Consider the following 17,651-nt stretch of genomic DNA (forward strand, 5'->3'; position numbering starts at 1 on the left):
AGATGGAGGAATGACAATGAAAAAGATTGAAAGCACGGAAGAATTGCAAAAAGCGGTACAAGACGATTGGGCGGTATTTATGTTTTCAGCGGATTGGTGCCCGGACTGCCGCTTTGTGGAGCCGTTTCTCCCTGAGCTGGAAGCGGACTTTCCCGAATTCACTTATTACTACGTAGACCGCGATCAATTTATTGATACATGCGCGGAATGGGAAATTTACGGCATTCCGAGCTTTGTTGTGTTTAACGGAGGAAAAGAAGTGAACCGCTTCGTCAGCAAAGACCGTAAAACGAAAGAAGAAATTGAGCAATTTTTAACCGATTCCCTTGCTAAAGCATAAAGGAGGCCACGGGCTTTGAAAATGACGTCAAGGAAGCTGGCGGATTTATTAAAACAGCGCCTGCAGCACGAGAACCGATCCTTCTTTTTTGATAGAGAAAAAGACACCCTCCGTGTTGAGGATCAAACGACCAAAAAAGGCATCACATTGGAGCTCCCGCCGATCATTGCGAAGTGGGAAACGAAAAAAGAAGAAGCGATCGACGAAATTGTCTACTATGTGTCAGAAGCGATGGACGCGATGGAAGGCAGCGGACAGGAGATGTCCGGAAAGGAAGCCGGAATCTATCCGGTCATCCGCTCCACATCATTTCCCGATCAAACGAGCGACGGCATTCCGCTCGTGTATGATGACCATACGGCCGAGACGAGAATCTACTACGCGCTTGACCTCGGTAAGACGTACCGCTTAATTGACAGCCGTATGCTCGAGAAAGAAAACTGGACAAAAGAACGCATCAGGGAGACGGCGTCATTCAATCTCCGCTCTCTTCCTTCGGTTGTGAAACAGGATACGGTTGCGGACAATTATTTTTATTTTTTCAGGGCGAATGACGGCTATGACGCCAGCCGGATTCTCAATGATTCGATTCTTCATGAATACAAGCAGGCCGCTGAAGGCGAATTGGCGATTTCCGTCCCGCATCAAGATGTATTAATACTTGCTGACATTCGAAATGAATCGGGTTATGATATTTTAGGGCAAATGTCCATGAGCTTCTTTGCAAGCGGCACGGTGCCGATTACGGCCCTTTCATTTCTGTATAATGAAGGCAGACTGGAACCTGTGTTTATCATGGCGAAAAGCCGGCCGAAAAAGGATTAGAAAGGATTTTTCTTATGAACGCTTTTTACAATAAAGAAGGTGTGGGAGATACGCTTCTGATCTCTCTTAAAGATGCGGCACGCGAAGAAATCGCCTATGAAAGAGAAGGCGATGTCATCAGAATTTTTAACAAAGAAACAAAAGAAACGACGGGCTTTAACATTTTTAACGTGTCTTCTTACTTACAGATTGAGGACAACGGCCCCGTCGCTTTGTCTGAGACATTCGTTCAGGATGTGAATGAAATACTGAACAGAAACGGCGTTTCAGAAACGCTGACGGTTGACCTTTCTCCGAAATTTGTTGTCGGTCACGTTGAATCGAAAGAAAAACATCCGAATGCGGATAAACTGAATATCTGCCAAGTGAATGTGGGAGAGGAAACCCTTCAAATCGTTTGCGGCGCGCCGAATGTGGACAAAGGACAAAAAGTCGTCGTCGCTAAAGTCGGCGCGGTAATGCCGAGCGGACTTGTGATTAAAGACGCTGAATTAAGAGGCGTTCCGTCAAGCGGCATGATCTGCTCCGCGAAAGAACTCGCTTTGCCGGATGCGCCGGCGGAAAAAGGGATTCTTGTTCTTGAAGACAGCCGCGAGGCCGGCGAAGCATTTCAATTCTAACTCCCATAAATAAGCGCACAGAATCGAATGATGTGAGAGAAAGCCGTTAAGCAGGCCTGCTTAACGGCTTTCTTCAGTTAGAAGCTTAATCTTTTCTGAGCCGCCCGGCAATGGTATACTAAATATCGTCCCAGACTACTAAAAAGGGAGTTAGAGAGTGATTAAACATGAGTTGGCTGAATAAATTTTTTGACTTATTTTTAGGTGAAAAAGAAGAAGAGCATGAACGTGAACCGAACGCGCATGCCCAAATCCCGAAACAGCAGATACCGGATCAGCCAGAAGGCAAATTAACGCGCATGGAAGATCCTAAAATATATTACGAATATCCGAAAGGGAATTTCCGCTTCCCCGTCGTTCCGGACGGCTATAAGCGAACGGAGCAAAACCAAAGACAGCGGGAAAGGCACGAACGCCGCCAGCCGTCCCGGGGTTATGCCGCCGGGCAGGAGCAAACCGAGCGGAAACAGCATACACATAAAGAGCCTGATACGGTGAAAAAACCCTTTAAACCGTCATCCATTCCTTCACCGGTTTACGGCTTTCAATCTCAGCACAGCATAAAAAAAGCGCCTATTTCCGAAAAGCGGCGTGAAGAGAACGTAACATTGCTGTCAGAGGAGCAATTTGTTCCGCCAAAATCCGGTCAGGAAACGGAAAAAGAGCCCGTCTTCACAACATCCGGCATAACAAAACAGACGAATGACCGGCCAGACCCGTTTGCGAAACAAGAAACGGAAGAAATCCCGGCCGTTAAAAAAGAGGAGCTTCACACCGAGGCTGAGAATGCAAAAGAGCAAGTGTTTGCAGCAGCAGAACCGCAGCAGACTGAAGAGCGGGAGCACACGGAAAGCGCGGAGTCTGCCGGCTTTACAGAAGAACAGGAGCATGAACAAACCCGCCCGCAGCCTATAATAGAGCCTGAGTATGAAGCATCCCGAACGGCTGACAACACAGAGGAACAAGCGGCGCCGCAGGAGGAATATCAAGAGCCTGAGCCGGAAAAAGCACCGCCTTTTGAAACCGCAGAAGAACCGGTGTATACATACACAGAACCCGGATACGATGAGGAAGTTCAGCCGCAGTCTGAAGACAAGCCCGAATCAGGTGAAACCGACGCGAAACAGGAAGCAGATGCTCAGCCTGAGTACAATGAAGCCGAGCGGCATTCAGATTCCGAGCCTGAACCTGCAAGCATCGAGACGGCCGATGCCCCGTCCCGGCCTGCCGAAGAAAAAACGGAGCATCGCGGAGAGCCTCAGCCTATGAAAAAAGCGGAGCGGCCGAAAGAGCGCAATGTTCCGTTTAACGTCATGATGCTTAAAAGCGATAAACACAAGCAGACGAAGACGCCGGAGGGCGGAGCGAGCTATGTCTTTCCGAATCTGTCGCTTCTGGACGTACCGCCGGCGCAAAGACATGACGACCAATCGTGGATTGAAGAACAGCGCGAGCTTTTAAACGTTACGCTGAAAAACTTTAATGTGCGCGCCCAAGTCGTTCATGTCACACAAGGCCCGTCCGTCACACGTTTTGAAGTGCATCCTGAGCCCGGAGTGAAAGTAAACAAAATTACAAACTTAGCAGATGATATTAAACTGAGCCTGTCTGCCAAGGATATTCGGATTGAGGCGCCGATCCCCGGTAAAAACACGATCGGCATTGAAGTTCCGAACCGCGTAAGCAAAGTCGTCGATTTACGGCAGATGATCAGAAGCGCCGCTTTCAGGACGAATCCGTCTCCGCTTACAGCCGCGCTCGGTGTCGATATTTCCGGAAACCCGGTCGTCATTGATTTGAAAAAGATGCCGCACGGGTTGATAGCTGGTGCGACAGGATCGGGAAAAAGCGTCTGCATCAATACCATTTTGGTCAGTCTGCTTTATAAGGCGGATCCGAGTGATGTCAAAATGCTTCTGATTGATCCGAAAATGGTCGAGCTTGCGCCTTATAACCAAATTCCGCATTTGGTCAGCCCCGTCATCACGGACGCCAAAGCCGCGACCGCCGCGTTAAAATGGGTTGTGGAAGAGATGGAACGGCGGTATGAACTGTTTGCCCATTCGGGTGTGAGAGATATCGGCCGCTTTAATGAATTAACGGCCGATCATAAGACAGGCGAAAAGCTCCCTTACCTCGTAGTGGTCATTGATGAGCTTGCCGATTTAATGATGGTCGCGCCGAACGATGTGGAAGAAAGCATTGCCAGAATCGCGCAGAAAGCGAGAGCCTGCGGCATTCATCTGCTTGTCGCGACACAGCGTCCGTCTGTCGATGTCATTACCGGAATGATCAAGGCAAACATACCGACGAGGATTGCATTCTCCGTCTCAAGCCAGGTAGATTCCAGAACGATCATCGACATGGCGGGAGCGGAAAAGCTGCTCGGAAAAGGCGACATGCTGTACTGGGAAAACGGTACCGGAAAACCGGTGCGCCTGCAGGGCAACTTTGTATCCGACAGAGAGATTGACCGCGTCGTCTCTCATGTCAGAAAACAGCTGCCGCCTTCTTATTTGTTTGAACAGGAAGAACTGATCAGGCAGGGAACCGCCCTTAAGGAAGAAGACGAACTGTTTCCTGAGGCGTGCCAATTCGTCGTGGAGCAAAACAGCGCCAGCACCTCAAGCCTTCAAAGAAGGTTCAGAATCGGTTATAACCGCGCCGCGAGGCTGATTGACATGATGGAAGCCGAAGGCATGATCTCAGAAGCGAAGGGCAGCAAACCCCGTGAAGTGCTGATTACGGCCGCTGACATTGCTCAAGAATAAGAATATCGTTCATTTTTCTCACAAACATGGTATGATAGTGGATGGACCATCAAAACTGCATCACTGTCACGCGCTGAAATATCATGCGGCAGGTTTAATCAAAAAGAAAGTTACAGATACTGACGATAACGTAAAAATAAATGGAAGCGCCGCTGTGCGGGCTTTTTGCCCGCGGCGGTCGCAAAATGAAATGAGCGTCATATACTGGGGAACAGATAGACGTTTGTTGGAGGTACGATTATGACTGTTTATCATTTTGTTGGAATAAAAGGGACAGGTATGAGCCCGCTTGCTCAAATCCTGCATGATACAGGGTATCAGGTGCAGGGATCGGATATCGAGAAGCAGATTTTCACTCAGGCTGCCCTTGAAAAAAGAAATATCCCGATCTATCCGTTCAGCGCCGATAACATCAAACCCGGCTTAACGGTAATCGCCGGAAACGCATTCCCTGATTCTCATCCGGAAATCGCAAAGGCGCTCGCTGAAGGGATTCCTGTCATCAGATATCATAAATTTTTAGCTGAATATATGAAAAAATATACAAGTGTCGCGGTAACGGGCGCACACGGCAAGACGTCCACAACGGGCCTCTTGGCACACGTGATGCAGCAGGCGAAGCCGACTTCGTTTCTTATCGGGGACGGAACGGGCAGAGGAAATGAAAGCAGCGAATACTTTGTATTTGAAGCCTGCGAGTACCGCCGTCATTTCTTAAGCTATCAGCCTGATTATGCGATCATGACGAATATTGATTTTGACCACCCTGATTATTTCGCCAACATTGACGATGTGTTTGATGCTTTCCAAAACATGGCGCTTCAAGTCAACAAAGGCATCATTGCCTGCGGTGATGACGAGTACCTGCCGAAAATTCACGCCAATGTGCCTGTCGTGTATTACGGCACGGGAGAAGAAAACGATTTTCAAGCGAGAAACATCGTAAAAAATACGGAAGGCACGACATTTGACGTCTTTGTCCGCAATACGTTTTACGATACGTTCTACATCCCGGCATACGGCCATCACAATGTCCTCAATTCCTTAGCGGTCATTGCGCTCTGCCACTATGAAGAGATAGACGTGAACATGATTAAGCTCGGACTTGAATCATTCGGCGGCGTCAAACGCAGATTCAATGAAAAAGTGATCGGCAGCCAGGTACTGATCGACGACTACGCCCACCATCCGACTGAAATCAAAGTCACGATTGAGGCGGCGCGCCAAAAATATCCCGAACGTGAAATCATCGCGGTATTTCAGCCGCATACGTTTACACGGACGCAATCATTCCTGGATGAATTCGCAGAAAGCTTAAGCGCGGCCGACCGCGTGTATCTGTGCGACATTTTCGGCTCTGCCCGCGAGAACGTCGGCAAGCTCACGATCACGGATCTTCAGGAAAAAATCGATAACGCAGAACTCATTGAAGAAAATGACACATCCGTGTTAAAAGCGCATGAAGGCGCAGTGCTGATCTTCATGGGCGCCGGAGACATTCAAAAATATATGAGAGCCTATGAAAACGTCATAGCGTAACAAAAAAGCAGTGGGGCTCTCACTGCTTTTTTGCGCGTGCTGCAAAAGGGATTTACCGATAAACGGAGAAATAGTATACATACAGACCTTTCATATATGTTTATCATTTTGAGAATTAGGTATATACCACTATATCCTGCATTATAAGGAGGTATTAGATGATCATCATTCTTTACTTAAGCGTCGCACTCATTGCCGTTGCATTTCTCATCCTCGTCATCTATCTGTCCAAAACATTAAAGTCCGTGCAGATGACTTTAACAAACGTAGCCTCGACTTTAGACGGCCTTGAAGGGCAGATGAAAGGCATTACCGCAGAGACAACCGAGCTGTTACATAAGACAAACCGTCTCGCGGAAGACATTCAGGAAAAATCAGAGAAATTAAATACGGTTGTCCATGCTGTTCAGGAAGTGGGAACTTCCGTCCAGCAGTTTAATACATCCATAAAGCAGGCAGCAGGTTCCGTTACGGCCTCTGTAAGAGAGAATCAGGATAAGATCAGTCAGGTTGTCACCTGGAGCCAGGCCGCTATGGAAATATGGGACAAGTGGAAGCAAAAGAAAAAAACATCGCTTTAATCATAAGAAAAATCCACTAAGGAGGAATCATAATGAGCAAAGATGGAATCAATAGTAAGGATTTTTTAATCGGAACGCTGATCGGGGGAATTATCGGCGCGACAACGGCGTTGTTTCTGGCGCCTAAATCAGGTAAGGAGCTGCGCGACGATCTCGGCAGTCAGGCTTCTGCGTTAAAGGATAAGACGGACAGAATGACGGCCGATGCGAAAGAAAAAGGCTCTCAATATGTCAGCATCGCCAAGGACAAAACATCTAATATCACCCAGCTGGTAGCTGATCAGTCAGGCCAGATTATGAATAAAGTGAAGGATTTAAAAGACCGTTCTAAGAGCACACTAACCGAGAAAGCCGAAGAGACGAGAAGCGAAATGCAGGACACGGCCCAAAGCATCAAGGCCGAAGCGGAAGACGCCGGGGAAAAAGCCGGTCAGGCAAATCGCTGATCTTCAATAAGGAGAGATAACCGACATGACAAAACAGCTGATATCGTCTGAAGAAGAGTTCAAAAATGCCGCTGAGAAAGAAAACACGCTCGTGTTTTTGAAACACAGCACAACCTGCCCGATCAGCCAAGCCGCGTTTCAGGAGTTTGACGCCTTTGCATCGGAGCATTCAGAAGTACCTTCTTATTACCTGCATGTGCAGGACAGCCGGCCGCTTTCAAACTATATCGCCGAGACATACGGCGTGAAACATGAAAGCCCGCAAGTATTCGTTATTACAAACGGCGAAGTGAAATGGCACGCGTCTCATTCACAAATCACAAAAAACGCAATAGAGCAGCACCTTTCATAATTGCTGGCCGCCGGTTGATACCGGCGGTTTTTTTTTTGAAAAAAACTATTGATCATTTCAGCCGGATCATGTAGGATATCAATATATACTGCTTCAACGCATAAAAGCTTAAAAGCGTTTTGGTGATAAAGTCGAATGTGAAAAAATTTATTATTTCATATTCCTATTTTCGCATAACTGTAGTAAGATGCATGTTAACCATTAAAATAAAACATAGCATAGAAGGGATGAAAAAGATGAGCAACAAGGAATTAGAGAGCCTAAGACAGCAGGCAGACGCACTAAACTTAGAAATCCTTAAATTAATCAATGAACGCGGAGCCGTTGTAAAAGAAATCGGTAAAGCAAAGGAAGCACAGGGTGTCAACCGATTTGACCCTGTCAGAGAGCGTACAATGCTTAACCGCATTATTGAAAGCAATGACGGCCCATTTGAAAACTCAACGATCCAGCATATTTTCAAAGAAATTTTCAAAGCCGGACTTGAACTTCAAGAAGAGGATCACAGCAAAGCGTTGCTCGTCTCCCGGAAGAAAAAAGCAGAAGATACGATCGTTGACATTAAAGGCGAAAAAATCGGTGACGGCGATCAGAGATTCATCGTCGGACCTTGTGCCGTAGAAAGCTATGAGCAGGTTGCCGAAGTCGCGGCCGCAGCGAAAAAACAAGGCATTAAAATCCTGCGCGGGGGCGCGTTTAAACCCCGCACAAGTCCGTATGATTTCCAAGGTCTCGGTGTAGAAGGCCTGCAAATTCTCAAACGCGTCGCTGATGAATATGACCTCGCGGTGATCAGTGAAATCGTAACGCCCGCCCACATTGAGCAAGCGATTGATTACATTGACGTCATTCAGATCGGCGCGCGGAACATGCAAAACTTTGAATTGCTGAAAGCCGCCGGCTCCGTTAAAAAGCCGGTATTGTTAAAACGCGGTCTTGCCGCAACAATTTCAGAATTTATCAATGCAGCTGAATACATCATGTCACAAGGAAACGACCAAATCATTCTTTGTGAACGCGGAATCAGAACGTACGAAACGGCAACGAGAAACACGCTCGACATTTCTGCCGTGCCGATTTTGAAACAGGAAACTCACTTGCCGGTGTTTGTTGACGTCACACACTCAACAGGCCGCCGCGATCTCCTGCTTCCGACAGCAAAAGCGGCGCTTGCGATCGGCGCTGACGGCGTGATGGCCGAAGTTCACCCTGATCCTTCCGTTGCCCTGTCAGACTCTGCGCAGCAGATGGATATCCCTGAATTCGAGAAATGGCTGAACGAATTAAAGCCGATGCTGAAAGTAAAAGCATAATACAATGTTCCGCTCTTTAAAGGCCGCCTCGCGCGGCTTTTTTTCGTATCTTCATTTTATTTAATTATAAAATGAAAGTGAACGTTTTCATCACTGGGAAAAACGTGTATAATTTCATGAGAGATATTTAAATTTGATGAATAATGAAAAATAATGTACACTACTGACTTACGCTTACAATCATAAACGACAGAATGCGAAATCGTACGACATTTCTTTACATAAAGTGTTTATGCTATAGATAAGGATAAGTGTATCCAGTAAAAGGAGTGGTTTCAGTGAGCAACATTACGATATACGATGTGGCCAGAGAAGCAAATGTCAGTATGGCGACTGTTTCCCGCGTCGTGAACGGCAACCCGAATGTAAAACCGACGACCAGAAAAAAAGTATTGGAAGCCATTGACCGGCTCGGCTACCGCCCGAACGCGGTGGCAAGAGGGCTTGCAAGCAAAAAAACGACAACGGTCGGCGTCATCATCCCTGATATCTCAAGCATTTTCTACTCTGAACTTGCGCGTGGAATTGAAGATATCGCGACGATGTACAAATATAATATTATTTTAAGCAACTCGGACCAAAATCTTGAGAAAGAACTGCATCTGTTAAATACGATGCTTGGCAAACAAGTGGACGGTATCGTATTTATGGGCGGCAACATTACGGACGAGCATGTCGAAGAATTTAAGCGCTCTCCTGTGCCGATCGTCTTGGCGGCATCAGTGGAAGAACAGGGCGAGACGCCTTCTGTCGCCATTGATTATGAACAGGCGATTTATGATGCCGTTAAGCTTTTTATTGATAAAGGGCATCGCGATATTGCATTCGTCTCCGGACCGATGCAAGAGCCGATCAACCGTTCGAAAAAACTGCAAGGGTACAAACGGGCGCTTGAAGAAGCGGCGATTCCGTTTAACGAGCAATTCGTAGCGGAAGGCGATTACACCTATGATTCCGGTATGGAGGCGCTTCAAAGCTTGATGGGCCTTGACCGGAAACCGACGGCGATTCTTTCTGCGACGGATGAAATGGCCCTCGGCATTATCCATGCGGCCCAAGATCAAGGTCTTTCGATACCTGATGATCTTGATATTATCGGTTTTGACAATACGAGATTGAGCCTGATGGTCCGCCCTCAGCTTTCAACAGTCGTGCAGCCTACGTACGATATCGGCGCCGTGGCGATGAGACTTTTGACAAAACTGATGAACAAAGAGCCGGTTGAAGAGCATATCGTCGAATTGCCTCACCGCATCGAATTAAGACAATCAACCAAGTCATAAAAAAACGGAAAAGCAAGCTTCACTCTGAGGGGTGGAATCTTGCTTTTTTACTTGAGTAAGGAGAAGATATGAAACGTTTTGATTATCTGACGCCCGTTGGCTTTATGTTAGGCTGTATTATTGTCGCAATCGGTATTCTGTCAGGGACGGGACTGGCGGGAATCAGTTCATTTTTAGATTTGACTTCTTTTTTAATCGTCACAGGCGGCCTTGCTGCGGCGATCTTTATCAGTTTTCCGCCGAGGGATTTAAAGAAAACCCCTTCTGTTCTGAAACAGGTATTCTCCCGTCAGGATGACAATGTGAAAGAGCTTGTCAGAGTATTTGTCAGCCTTTCGGAGCAGGCGCGCAGGCAGGGGCTTCTGTCTCTGGATGACCAGGCGCGTGAGATCAAGGATCCGTTTTTAAAAAAAGGGCTTTTGCTTGCGATTGACGGCTGGGACGAGGAAACGATCCGGCTGGTGATGGATTCTGAGATCGCCGCGATGGAAGAAAGACACAGAAAAGGAAGACGCGTTTTTGAAAAAGCCGGTGATTTCGCACCCGCCTGGGGAATGATCGGGACGCTCGTCGGGCTCGTTCTCATGCTCAAAAACTTAAATGACCCGCATACCCTCGGACCGAACATGGCCGTTGCGCTATTGACGACGCTGTACGGAGCGCTGCTTGCCAACTTGGTATTTATCCCAATCGCGGCAAAGCTTGAAGAAAAAACGGAAAGTGAAATTTTCATCAAACAGGTCATGATCGAAGGGGTTGTCGGCATCCAATCGGGCAAAAATCCCCGCAACCTCGAAAGTCAGCTTGTCGTCTTCAGCTCAAGAGAAGACTGGCGTAAAGGACAGCCTGCGAACAAGAAAAAGGGCGCTGTCCATGAAGCTTAGAAAAGAGCGTTTTGAAAGAAGAAACAAACCGGAACATTCCGGCGGTTCACCAAGATGGATGGTGACGTTCGCTGACTTGATCACGCTCATTCTCGTGTTCTTTATATTGCTTTTTTCGATGTCGCAAATAGACGCGGAAAAATTTCAATCTGCCGTTTCATCGATTCATAAAAACGGCAGCGGGGGTGAACCGGCGTCATCAGACAAAGCAAACGAAAATAAAGAACAGGATTTGCTGTTACAAAACGTGAAGACATACATAAAAGCGCATCATTTGAGTTCGAAATTGACGGCGAAGCGCGATGAGCGCGGAGTGGTTCTGGTGCTGCAGGAGGCCGTTCTGTTTCAGACAGGAAAAGCGGATGTGCTGAAAAACGCCGAGCCGGTTCTGCATCAGATCGCGGTGCTTTTAAAAACAATTCCGAATGACATACAGGTAGAAGGCCATACGGACAGCCGCCGGATTTCCACCTATCAATTTCCGTCGAACTGGGAGCTGTCGTCTGCAAGAGCGGCGAGTGTGATCCGGTATTTTACCGCGAATGAAGACTTTTCCGCCAAACGGTTTATCTCTGCCGGGTATGCGGATACGAAACCTGTGAAGGACAACAAAAGTCCCGGACATATGAAAGAAAACCGCCGTGTAGAAATTGTGATCAAAAAAACGACCTCGTCATAAGGTCGTTTTTTATTTTGTCTTATACCGCTGCTCAGACCGGATGGCAAAAAGTGCTTTTTCCACGGTTTGGGCATTTTTTTCTGAAATTTCTTCTTTGCGGGGAATCGGAGGATATAATTGTTCAGGATCACTCCAAAAAGCGGGCAACGTGCAGGGGGAGTGCTTCTGCCATTTATCAATCCATTTCTGCGGTATGCGTTCCCCGGGATCAATCCCTTTCATCTCAAGCCAAATGCGGCTCCATGCTCTCGGGACGACTCTCCAAATATCGTATCCGCCGCCGCCGACCGCGATCCATCTGCCGCTGCAATATTGATGGGCTAATGAATGAGCGAGCCGCGGGATCTCCTGATAAATGGAGATTGTATTGGACAGGTGTGTCAACGGGTCGTAATAATGGGCGTCCGCACCGTTTTGGGTAAGAATCACATCCGGTTTAAAAAAAGCCGCGATTTCTGAGGCGGCCGTTTTGTAAGCGTGCAGAAAGGAATCGTCCTCTGTGAAAGCGTCCAGCGGAATGTTAAAAGAATAGCCGTAGCCTTGCCCGCTTCCTTTTTCCAGTACCTGTCCCGTCCCGGGAAATAAATAACGCCCGGTCTCGTGAAAAGATACAGTGCAGACATCAGACCTGTCGTAAAACGTAAATTGAACGCCGTCGCCGTGATGAGCGTCTGTATCAATGTATAGCACTTTTGCCCCGTAGTTCTTCTGGATGTATTGGATGGCCACGGCGCTGTCATTATAGATACAAAAGCCTGAGGCCCTGCCGCGGAAGCCGTGGTGAAGGCCGCCTCCTAAATTGCAGGCGTGCCTGGCTTGTCCCGTCATGACATAATCAGCCGCCGTTAAGGTGCCGCCCACCAGAAGCGACGCGGCATCATGCATGCCGGCAAAAACGGGAGTGTCTTCCGTTCCGAGACCGTAGCTTTCTCCTTCCGCGGCAGGGAGCCGGCCCGCACCCGCTAGTTCCACCGCCTGTATATAATCCTCCGTATGAACGAGAGCCAACTCTTCTTTAGCGGCCGTGCGCGGTGTGACGATATCTCCTTCGTCAAACGCATCCGCCGCCTGAAGCAGATCGTATGTTAAAAGCACGCGCTGCTGATTGAACGGATGATCCTGATGAAATTGATACGTCTGATAAGAAGGCGAGTAAACAAAAACGCTGTCTCTCATGGCTGATCCCTCAAATGTTTCGGCCATAAGACATTGTATCCGGCTTCTTGAACGGCACGGATAAAAGGGAGCGGATTCATCGTTTTTACCCGGAAGACGAGAATGTTCGACCCGGCGGAATCATGGGGATAGACGAGCACACTCAGGATTTGCAGCTGAAGATCACGGCACATGCAGCTGAGATCAGCAAGACTTTTTGTCATATCCGTCACCAGGATTTCCACCTGTGATCCCGGCTGGGCCGCGCCTGTCAGGCTGACGAAAGTCCGGAGCACGTCGGTTTTCGTTAAAATGCCCGTCAGCTTATGATTTACCGTAATCGGCAGACAGCCGATGCCGTGCTCATAAAAGGAAGCGGATATTTCTTCCACAAAGTCAAGCGGATGGGCGCAGATGACATTCCGCTTCATAATGGTCTCCACTTTGTTTGTCAGAAACGCGCCGCGTTCCTTTTGTTCGAAGCTGCCGGGGCCGGCCTGTTTAATGTCTCTGTCTGTGACAATACCGGTGACGTGCAGCTCGTCGTCGATGACAGGGAGATGGCGGATATGATATACCTTCATTTTACGGACGGCTGTTTCAATGGAGTCGTGTTTTGAGACGGTGATGACGTCCCGTTTCATGATTTGTTCTGCAATCATCTTTTTATCCCCTTTGTATGTCAGTCAATACATAAATCGCTGATAAAAACGAAGCCTGTCGAACTGTTCAATTGACTCCTGACTGACGTGCCTGCCGATGCGGGCCATCAGACAATTGGCCGGATGAGAGCTGATTTCCGGTTCATCCGTTGCAAACCAGACAAGACCCCCGGCATTCATCATCTTTTCCATGATCTTTCTGTATTCCCACACATCTTTTTTCATTCCTTTTAAATCCCAATGCCAGTAATATTCCGTCGTCATGATGATGTACCGTTCCATCTGTTCATCCATCATGCTGACTGTCAGCAACGTTTTTCCGACAGAACAGCCCCTGTAGCCGGGAGCGACCTCGATCGCACCGAGTTCAAGGAGGTCTTCCATATTTCCGTCAGACCACCGTTCAAGCGGATCAGGATATAAATACGTCACATAGCCGATAATCGTCTGTCCGTTCCTGGCGATAATGATCCGACCTTCAGGAAGCCCGGCGATCTCGATTAACGCTTTGTGCTGTTCATGAGGAAGGCGAAAGGCTGTCAGGCCTTCATGAAACTCATACTGTGCTAGGTCCTCTGGAGGTACGGGCCCTTCTACTAAAAGAGGGCCGGCTGCTGTCTGAATTGATGAAGAATGGTACGTTTTATGATGTTTCACTGATTCACCGCCTGTCGGTTCTTGATAAAAACACATCTCTTTTAAGCATAACAAAATATAAAGCGTTTTCAATAGTGTTGTAATTTATATTTTAAAAATTGAGAAAACTGTGAACATCTACTATAATTAGTCTATAGATAAGCAAAGGGGGATGTTGCATGAATTTGAAAGCGTTGCCGACGGAAAAGGGGAATTATCATCTGCGAAATTATGAGGAAACGTACCGCAGCTTCGATTGGAAAGAGGTCGAAGCGGAGTTTTCCTGGCATCAGACGGGGAAGCTGAATGCGGCGTATGAAGCAATTGACCGTCATGCCGAATCATTTCGAAAAAACAAAGTAGCGCTGTATTACAAGGACGCAAACCGGGATGAAAAATACACATTTAAAGAAATGATGGAGGAATCGAACCGGGCGGGAAATGTACTGAGACGGTATGGAAACGTGGAAAAAGGGGACCGCGTTTTTATTTTCATGCCGCGTTCGCCGGAGCTTTACTTTATCATGCTCGGCGCAATTAAAATCGGTGCGATCGCCGGTCCTTTATTTGAAGCGTTTATGGAAGGCGCCGTCAAAGACCGCCTCTTGAACAGCCAGGCTAAGGTTGTCGTGACGACACCTGAACTGGCCGAACGGATTCCGGCGGACAGCCTGCCCGACCTCGAGCATATTTTCATTGTCGGCGGCAGCAAAGAAGCGGGAGATAAAATCATCCATTATGATAAAGCGGCTGAGGGAGAAAGCACGAGACTTGATATTGAATGGATGGACAGAAGAGACGGCTACCTGCTTCACTACACATCAGGATCTACCGGAACGCCCAAAGGTGTGCTCCACGTTCATGAAGCCATGATTCAGCAATACCAGACCGGCAAGTGGGTGCTTGATCTTAAAGAAGACGATATTTACTGGTGCACTGCGGACCCGGGCTGGGTGACCGGGACGGTGTACGGGATATTTGCGCCGTGGCTGAACGGAGCGGCGAATGTGATCGTAGGCGGCAGGTTCAGTCCGGAAAACTGGTACGGCACGATTGAGAAGCTCGGTGTCAGCGTCTGGTACAGCGCTCCGACGGCTTTCAGAATGCTTATGGGCGCCGGAGATGAAATGGCATCCAAATTTGATCTTACTTCACTTCGTCACGTCCTGAGTGTCGGAGAACCTTTGAACCCCGAGGTCATCAAGTGGGGACATAAAGTATTCGGCAAGCGCATCCACGACACGTGGTGGATGACAGAAACGGGCGGACAGCTCATCTGCAATTATCCTTGCATGGAGATCAAGCCGGGTTCAATGGGGAAACCGATTCCGGGAGTGGAAGCGGCGATCGTTGACAATCAGGGAAATGAGCTTCCGCCGTACCGAATGGGAAATCTCGCCATTAAAAAGGGCTGGCCGTCGATGATGGATTCCATTTGGAATAACAAAGAGAAATATGATTCTTATTTCATGCCGGGCGGCTGGTATGTTTCCGGAGATTCTGCTTATATGGATGAAGACGGTTATTTCTGGTTCCAAGGCAGAGTCGATGATGTCATCATGACATCCGGCGAGCGCGTCGGCCCGTTTGAAGTCGAAAGCAAACTTGTTGAACATCCGGCGATTGCCGAAGCCGGCGTCATCGGAAAGCCGGACCCTGTCCGGGGAGAAATTATTAAAGCGTTTATCGCGCTCAGAGAAGGGCATGAGCCATCCGATCAGCTGAAGGAGGACATTCGCCTCTTTGTAAAACAGGGGCTTGCCGCGCATGCCGCACCGCGGGAAATTGAATTCAAAGATAAACTTCCGAAAACACGGAGCGGAAAAATCATGAGACGTGTGCTGAAGGCGTGGGAGCTGAACCTGCCGGCAGGCGACCTGTCCACAATGGAAGATTAAAGACGGCGTTGACATCGTATCTTATTTATGTTAAAAATGAGTAAGCTTCATACGAAAAGGTTTTGATTGAGACAAGTAGGGTATCTGATTGTTCAAGAGAGCTGATGGCCGGTGAAAATCAGCACATAAGATATGCCGAATACACTCATGAACCGCTTTTGCGAACAAAGCCATTCCAAGGCTTTCAGTAGTGAAAGAACGGACACGGTCCGTTATCAAAAAGAGTGATAAAAGTTTTTTTATGCTTTTATTAGTAGGGTGGTACCGCGATTATATCGTCCCTTCGTTTTAAACGAAGGGGCGTTTTTTATTTTCATAAACAAAGGAGCAGACAAAATGACTAACTTATTAGAGGATTTATCATTCCGCGGCTTAATCCAGCAAATGACGGATGAAGAAGGACTGAATAAACAGCTGAACGAAGAAAAAATCCGTTTATACTCAGGGTTTGACCCGACGGCTGACAGCCTGCACATCGGACACCTTCTGCCGATATTGACACTGCGCCGTTTCCAGCTTGCAGGCCACCATCCGATTGCGCTTGTAGGCGGCGCGACGGGACTGATCGGCGATCCGAGCGGCAAAAAAGCGGAGCGTACGTTAAATACTCAGGATATCGTTGTCGAATGGTCGCAAAAAATTAAAAATCAGCTTTCCCGATTTTTAGATTTCGAGGCCGGAGAAAACCCCGCTGTCATAGCGAACAACTTTGATTGGATCGGAAAGCTGAGCATTATTGAATTTCTCCGTGACGTCGGAAAGAACTTCGGAATTAACTACATGCTTGCGAAAGATACCGTAAGCTCAAGAATTGAAACCGGAATTTCTTACACGGAATTCAGCTACATGATCCTGCAATCCTACGATTTTCTGAATCTGTACAGAGAAAAGAACTGCAAACTCCAAATCGGAGGCAGTGACCAGTGGGGCAACATCACGGCCGGTCTTGAACTGATCAGAAAATCAGAAGAAGAAGGGGCGAAAGCTTTCGGTCTTACCATTCCGCTCGTCACAAAAGCTGACGGCACGAAATTCGGCAAAACGGAAGGCGGCGCCATTTGGCTTGATAAAGAAAAAACATCGCCGTACGAATTCTACCAGTTCTGGATCAATACAGATGACCGCGACGTCGTCAAATACTTAAAATACTTTACTTTCTTGTCAAAAGAGGAAATTGAAGCTTATGCTGAAAAAACGGAGACGGCTCCTGAGAAAAGAGAAGCGCAGAAACGTCTCGCTGAAGAGGTGACGGTTCTTGTACACGGCCGCGAAGCGCTTGAGCAGGCCGTTCATATCTCCCAGGCGCTATTCAGCGGCAATATTAAAGAGCTTTCCGCTCAAGACGTCAAGGTAGGATTTAAAGATGTACCTTCGTTTGAAAAAGACCGCTCTGAAGAACTGTCTTTAGTAGACGTGCTTGTGGAATCTAAATTGTCGCCTTCAAAACGGCAGGCCCGCGAAGACATTCAAAACGGAGCTGTTTACATTAACGGCGAGCGCCAGACGGACATCGGGCATCTTCTGACTGCGGAAGACCGCATTGAAGATCAATTTACCGTACTGCGCCGCGGAAAGAAAAAATACTTCCTGATCACGTACTGAAAATAAAAAGCAGTCCGGCCGCTCAATGCGGCAGGCTGCTTTTTTATGTTTTGTGAATACTGCAC

17 protein-coding genes and 1 other annotated feature are annotated in these 17,651 nt (G+C 47.8%); of the genes, 14 read left to right on the forward strand and 3 right to left on the reverse strand.

The features are described 5' to 3' along the window. Positions 1–16: 16 nt before the first annotated feature. From OVA33_RS10195 to motS, 12 genes are all read left to right on the forward strand, one after another. Positions 17–340: a thioredoxin family protein gene (locus OVA33_RS10195; RefSeq protein WP_003152373.1), complete on the forward strand. Its 324-nt coding sequence runs from the start codon at positions 17–19 to the stop codon at positions 338–340. Between the two features lie 15 nt (positions 341–355). Beyond that, positions 356–1,165, forward strand: a complete 810-nt coding sequence (locus OVA33_RS10200; protein ID WP_021494468.1) for a DUF1444 domain-containing protein — start codon at positions 356–358, stop codon at positions 1,163–1,165. 14 nt (positions 1,166–1,179) lie between these two features. After that, complete coding sequence (ytpR, locus tag OVA33_RS10205; RefSeq protein WP_022552814.1) at positions 1,180–1,785, forward strand: YtpR family tRNA-binding protein; 606 nt, start codon at positions 1,180–1,182, stop codon at positions 1,783–1,785. A 167-nt stretch (positions 1,786–1,952) separates the two neighbouring features. Beyond that, positions 1,953–4,556 carry a DNA translocase FtsK gene (locus OVA33_RS10210; protein WP_063636793.1) on the forward strand — a complete coding sequence of 868 codons (2,604 nt, stop codon included), beginning with the start codon at positions 1,953–1,955 and terminating at the stop codon, positions 4,554–4,556. A 240-nt stretch (positions 4,557–4,796) separates the two neighbouring features. Continuing rightward, the gene (murC, locus tag OVA33_RS10215; RefSeq protein ID WP_032873626.1) at positions 4,797–6,095 is read left to right on the forward strand and encodes a UDP-N-acetylmuramate--L-alanine ligase; all 1,299 of its coding nucleotides are present in this window, start codon (positions 4,797–4,799) and stop codon (positions 6,093–6,095) included. 158 nt (positions 6,096–6,253) lie between these two features. Next, positions 6,254–6,676: a DUF948 domain-containing protein gene (locus OVA33_RS10220; RefSeq protein WP_007408777.1), complete on the forward strand. Its 423-nt coding sequence runs from the start codon at positions 6,254–6,256 to the stop codon at positions 6,674–6,676. A gap of 32 nt (positions 6,677–6,708) precedes the next feature. Further along, the gene (locus OVA33_RS10225; RefSeq protein ID WP_003152380.1) at positions 6,709–7,122 is read left to right on the forward strand and encodes a YtxH domain-containing protein; all 414 of its coding nucleotides are present in this window, start codon (positions 6,709–6,711) and stop codon (positions 7,120–7,122) included. Between the two features lie 25 nt (positions 7,123–7,147). Beyond that, positions 7,148–7,474, forward strand: a complete 327-nt coding sequence (gene ytxJ, locus OVA33_RS10230) for a bacillithiol system redox-active protein YtxJ (RefSeq protein ID WP_017418385.1) — start codon at positions 7,148–7,150, stop codon at positions 7,472–7,474. Between the two features lie 236 nt (positions 7,475–7,710). Continuing rightward, positions 7,711–8,787, forward strand: a complete 1,077-nt coding sequence (locus tag OVA33_RS10235) for a bifunctional 3-deoxy-7-phosphoheptulonate synthase/chorismate mutase (RefSeq protein WP_003152383.1) — start codon at positions 7,711–7,713, stop codon at positions 8,785–8,787. Positions 8,788–9,065: 278 nt separating this feature from the next. Then, entirely contained in the window at positions 9,066–10,070 is a 1,005-nt protein-coding gene (gene ccpA / locus OVA33_RS10240; RefSeq protein ID WP_003152385.1) for a catabolite control protein A, read from the forward strand. A gap of 68 nt (positions 10,071–10,138) precedes the next feature. Next, positions 10,139–10,954: a flagellar motor protein MotP gene (gene motP, locus OVA33_RS10245; protein WP_007408775.1), complete on the forward strand. Its 816-nt coding sequence runs from the start codon at positions 10,139–10,141 to the stop codon at positions 10,952–10,954. After that, positions 10,944–11,633: a flagellar motor protein MotS gene (gene motS / locus OVA33_RS10250; protein ID WP_128974214.1), complete on the forward strand. Its 690-nt coding sequence runs from the start codon at positions 10,944–10,946 to the stop codon at positions 11,631–11,633. Before motP ends, motS begins: the two co-directional genes overlap by 11 nt. Positions 11,634–11,642: 9 nt before the next feature. Here the strand turns inward: motS and OVA33_RS10255 are convergent, their stop codons facing one another. From OVA33_RS10255 to OVA33_RS10265, 3 genes are read right to left on the reverse strand one after another with little or no spacing between them, the layout of a single operon-like run. After that, complete coding sequence (locus OVA33_RS10255) at positions 11,643–12,809, reverse strand: acetoin utilization protein AcuC (RefSeq protein WP_063636792.1); 1,167 nt, start codon at positions 12,807–12,809, stop codon at positions 11,643–11,645. Further along, positions 12,806–13,450 carry an acetoin utilization AcuB family protein gene (locus OVA33_RS10260; protein ID WP_025649732.1) on the reverse strand — a complete coding sequence of 215 codons (645 nt, stop codon included), beginning with the start codon at positions 13,448–13,450 and terminating at the stop codon, positions 12,806–12,808. Before OVA33_RS10260 ends, OVA33_RS10255 begins: the two co-directional genes overlap by 4 nt. Before the next feature lie 24 nt (positions 13,451–13,474). Beyond that, on the reverse strand, positions 13,475–14,107 hold the full coding sequence (locus OVA33_RS10265) for a GNAT family N-acetyltransferase (protein ID WP_063636791.1): 633 nt from the start codon (positions 14,105–14,107) through the stop codon (positions 13,475–13,477). Positions 14,108–14,265: 158 nt separating this feature from the next. Here OVA33_RS10265 and acsA point away from each other — a divergent pair, with 158 nt between their 5' ends. Both acsA and tyrS read left to right on the forward strand, forming a co-directional pair. Next, positions 14,266–15,984, forward strand: coding sequence for an acetate--CoA ligase (acsA, locus tag OVA33_RS10270; protein ID WP_063636790.1), 1,719 nt, complete (start codon positions 14,266–14,268; stop codon positions 15,982–15,984). Positions 15,985–16,037: 53 nt separating this feature from the next. After that, positions 16,038–16,270 (forward strand) — a binding site (T-box leader). A gap of 50 nt (positions 16,271–16,320) precedes the next feature. Next, on the forward strand, positions 16,321–17,586 hold the full coding sequence (gene tyrS / locus OVA33_RS10275; protein ID WP_007613147.1) for a tyrosine--tRNA ligase: 1,266 nt from the start codon (positions 16,321–16,323) through the stop codon (positions 17,584–17,586). The last annotated feature ends 65 nt before the right edge of the window (positions 17,587–17,651 follow it).

It is taken from the genome of Bacillus sp. KICET-1, assembly GCF_027721405.1.
Taxonomy (GTDB): domain Bacteria; phylum Bacillota; class Bacilli; order Bacillales; family Bacillaceae; genus Bacillus; species Bacillus velezensis.

Excerpts from the sequence above, each read along its gene's own strand:
- OVA33_RS10195 (WP_003152373.1), top strand. The coding sequence starts at position 17 with ATGAAAAAGATTGAAAGCACGGAAGAATTGCAAAAAGCGGTACAAGAC.
- ytpR (WP_022552814.1), top strand. The coding sequence starts at position 1,180 with ATGAACGCTTTTTACAATAAAGAAGGTGTGGGAGATACGCTTCTGATC.
- OVA33_RS10210 (WP_063636793.1), top strand. The coding sequence starts at position 1,953 with ATGAGTTGGCTGAATAAATTTTTTGACTTATTTTTAGGTGAAAAAGAA.
- murC (WP_032873626.1), top strand. The coding sequence starts at position 4,797 with ATGACTGTTTATCATTTTGTTGGAATAAAAGGGACAGGTATGAGCCCG.
- OVA33_RS10220 (WP_007408777.1), top strand. The coding sequence starts at position 6,254 with ATGATCATCATTCTTTACTTAAGCGTCGCACTCATTGCCGTTGCATTT.
- OVA33_RS10225 (WP_003152380.1), top strand. The coding sequence starts at position 6,709 with ATGAGCAAAGATGGAATCAATAGTAAGGATTTTTTAATCGGAACGCTG.
- ytxJ (WP_017418385.1), top strand. The coding sequence starts at position 7,148 with ATGACAAAACAGCTGATATCGTCTGAAGAAGAGTTCAAAAATGCCGCT.
- OVA33_RS10235 (WP_003152383.1), top strand. The coding sequence starts at position 7,711 with ATGAGCAACAAGGAATTAGAGAGCCTAAGACAGCAGGCAGACGCACTA.
- motP (WP_007408775.1), top strand. The coding sequence starts at position 10,139 with ATGAAACGTTTTGATTATCTGACGCCCGTTGGCTTTATGTTAGGCTGT.
- motS (WP_128974214.1), top strand. The coding sequence starts at position 10,944 with ATGAAGCTTAGAAAAGAGCGTTTTGAAAGAAGAAACAAACCGGAACAT.
- OVA33_RS10255 (WP_063636792.1), bottom strand. The coding sequence starts at position 12,809 with ATGAGAGACAGCGTTTTTGTTTACTCGCCTTCTTATCAGACGTATCAA.
- OVA33_RS10260 (WP_025649732.1), bottom strand. The coding sequence starts at position 13,450 with ATGATTGCAGAACAAATCATGAAACGGGACGTCATCACCGTCTCAAAA.
- acsA (WP_063636790.1), top strand. The coding sequence starts at position 14,266 with ATGAATTTGAAAGCGTTGCCGACGGAAAAGGGGAATTATCATCTGCGA.
- tyrS (WP_007613147.1), top strand. The coding sequence starts at position 16,321 with ATGACTAACTTATTAGAGGATTTATCATTCCGCGGCTTAATCCAGCAA.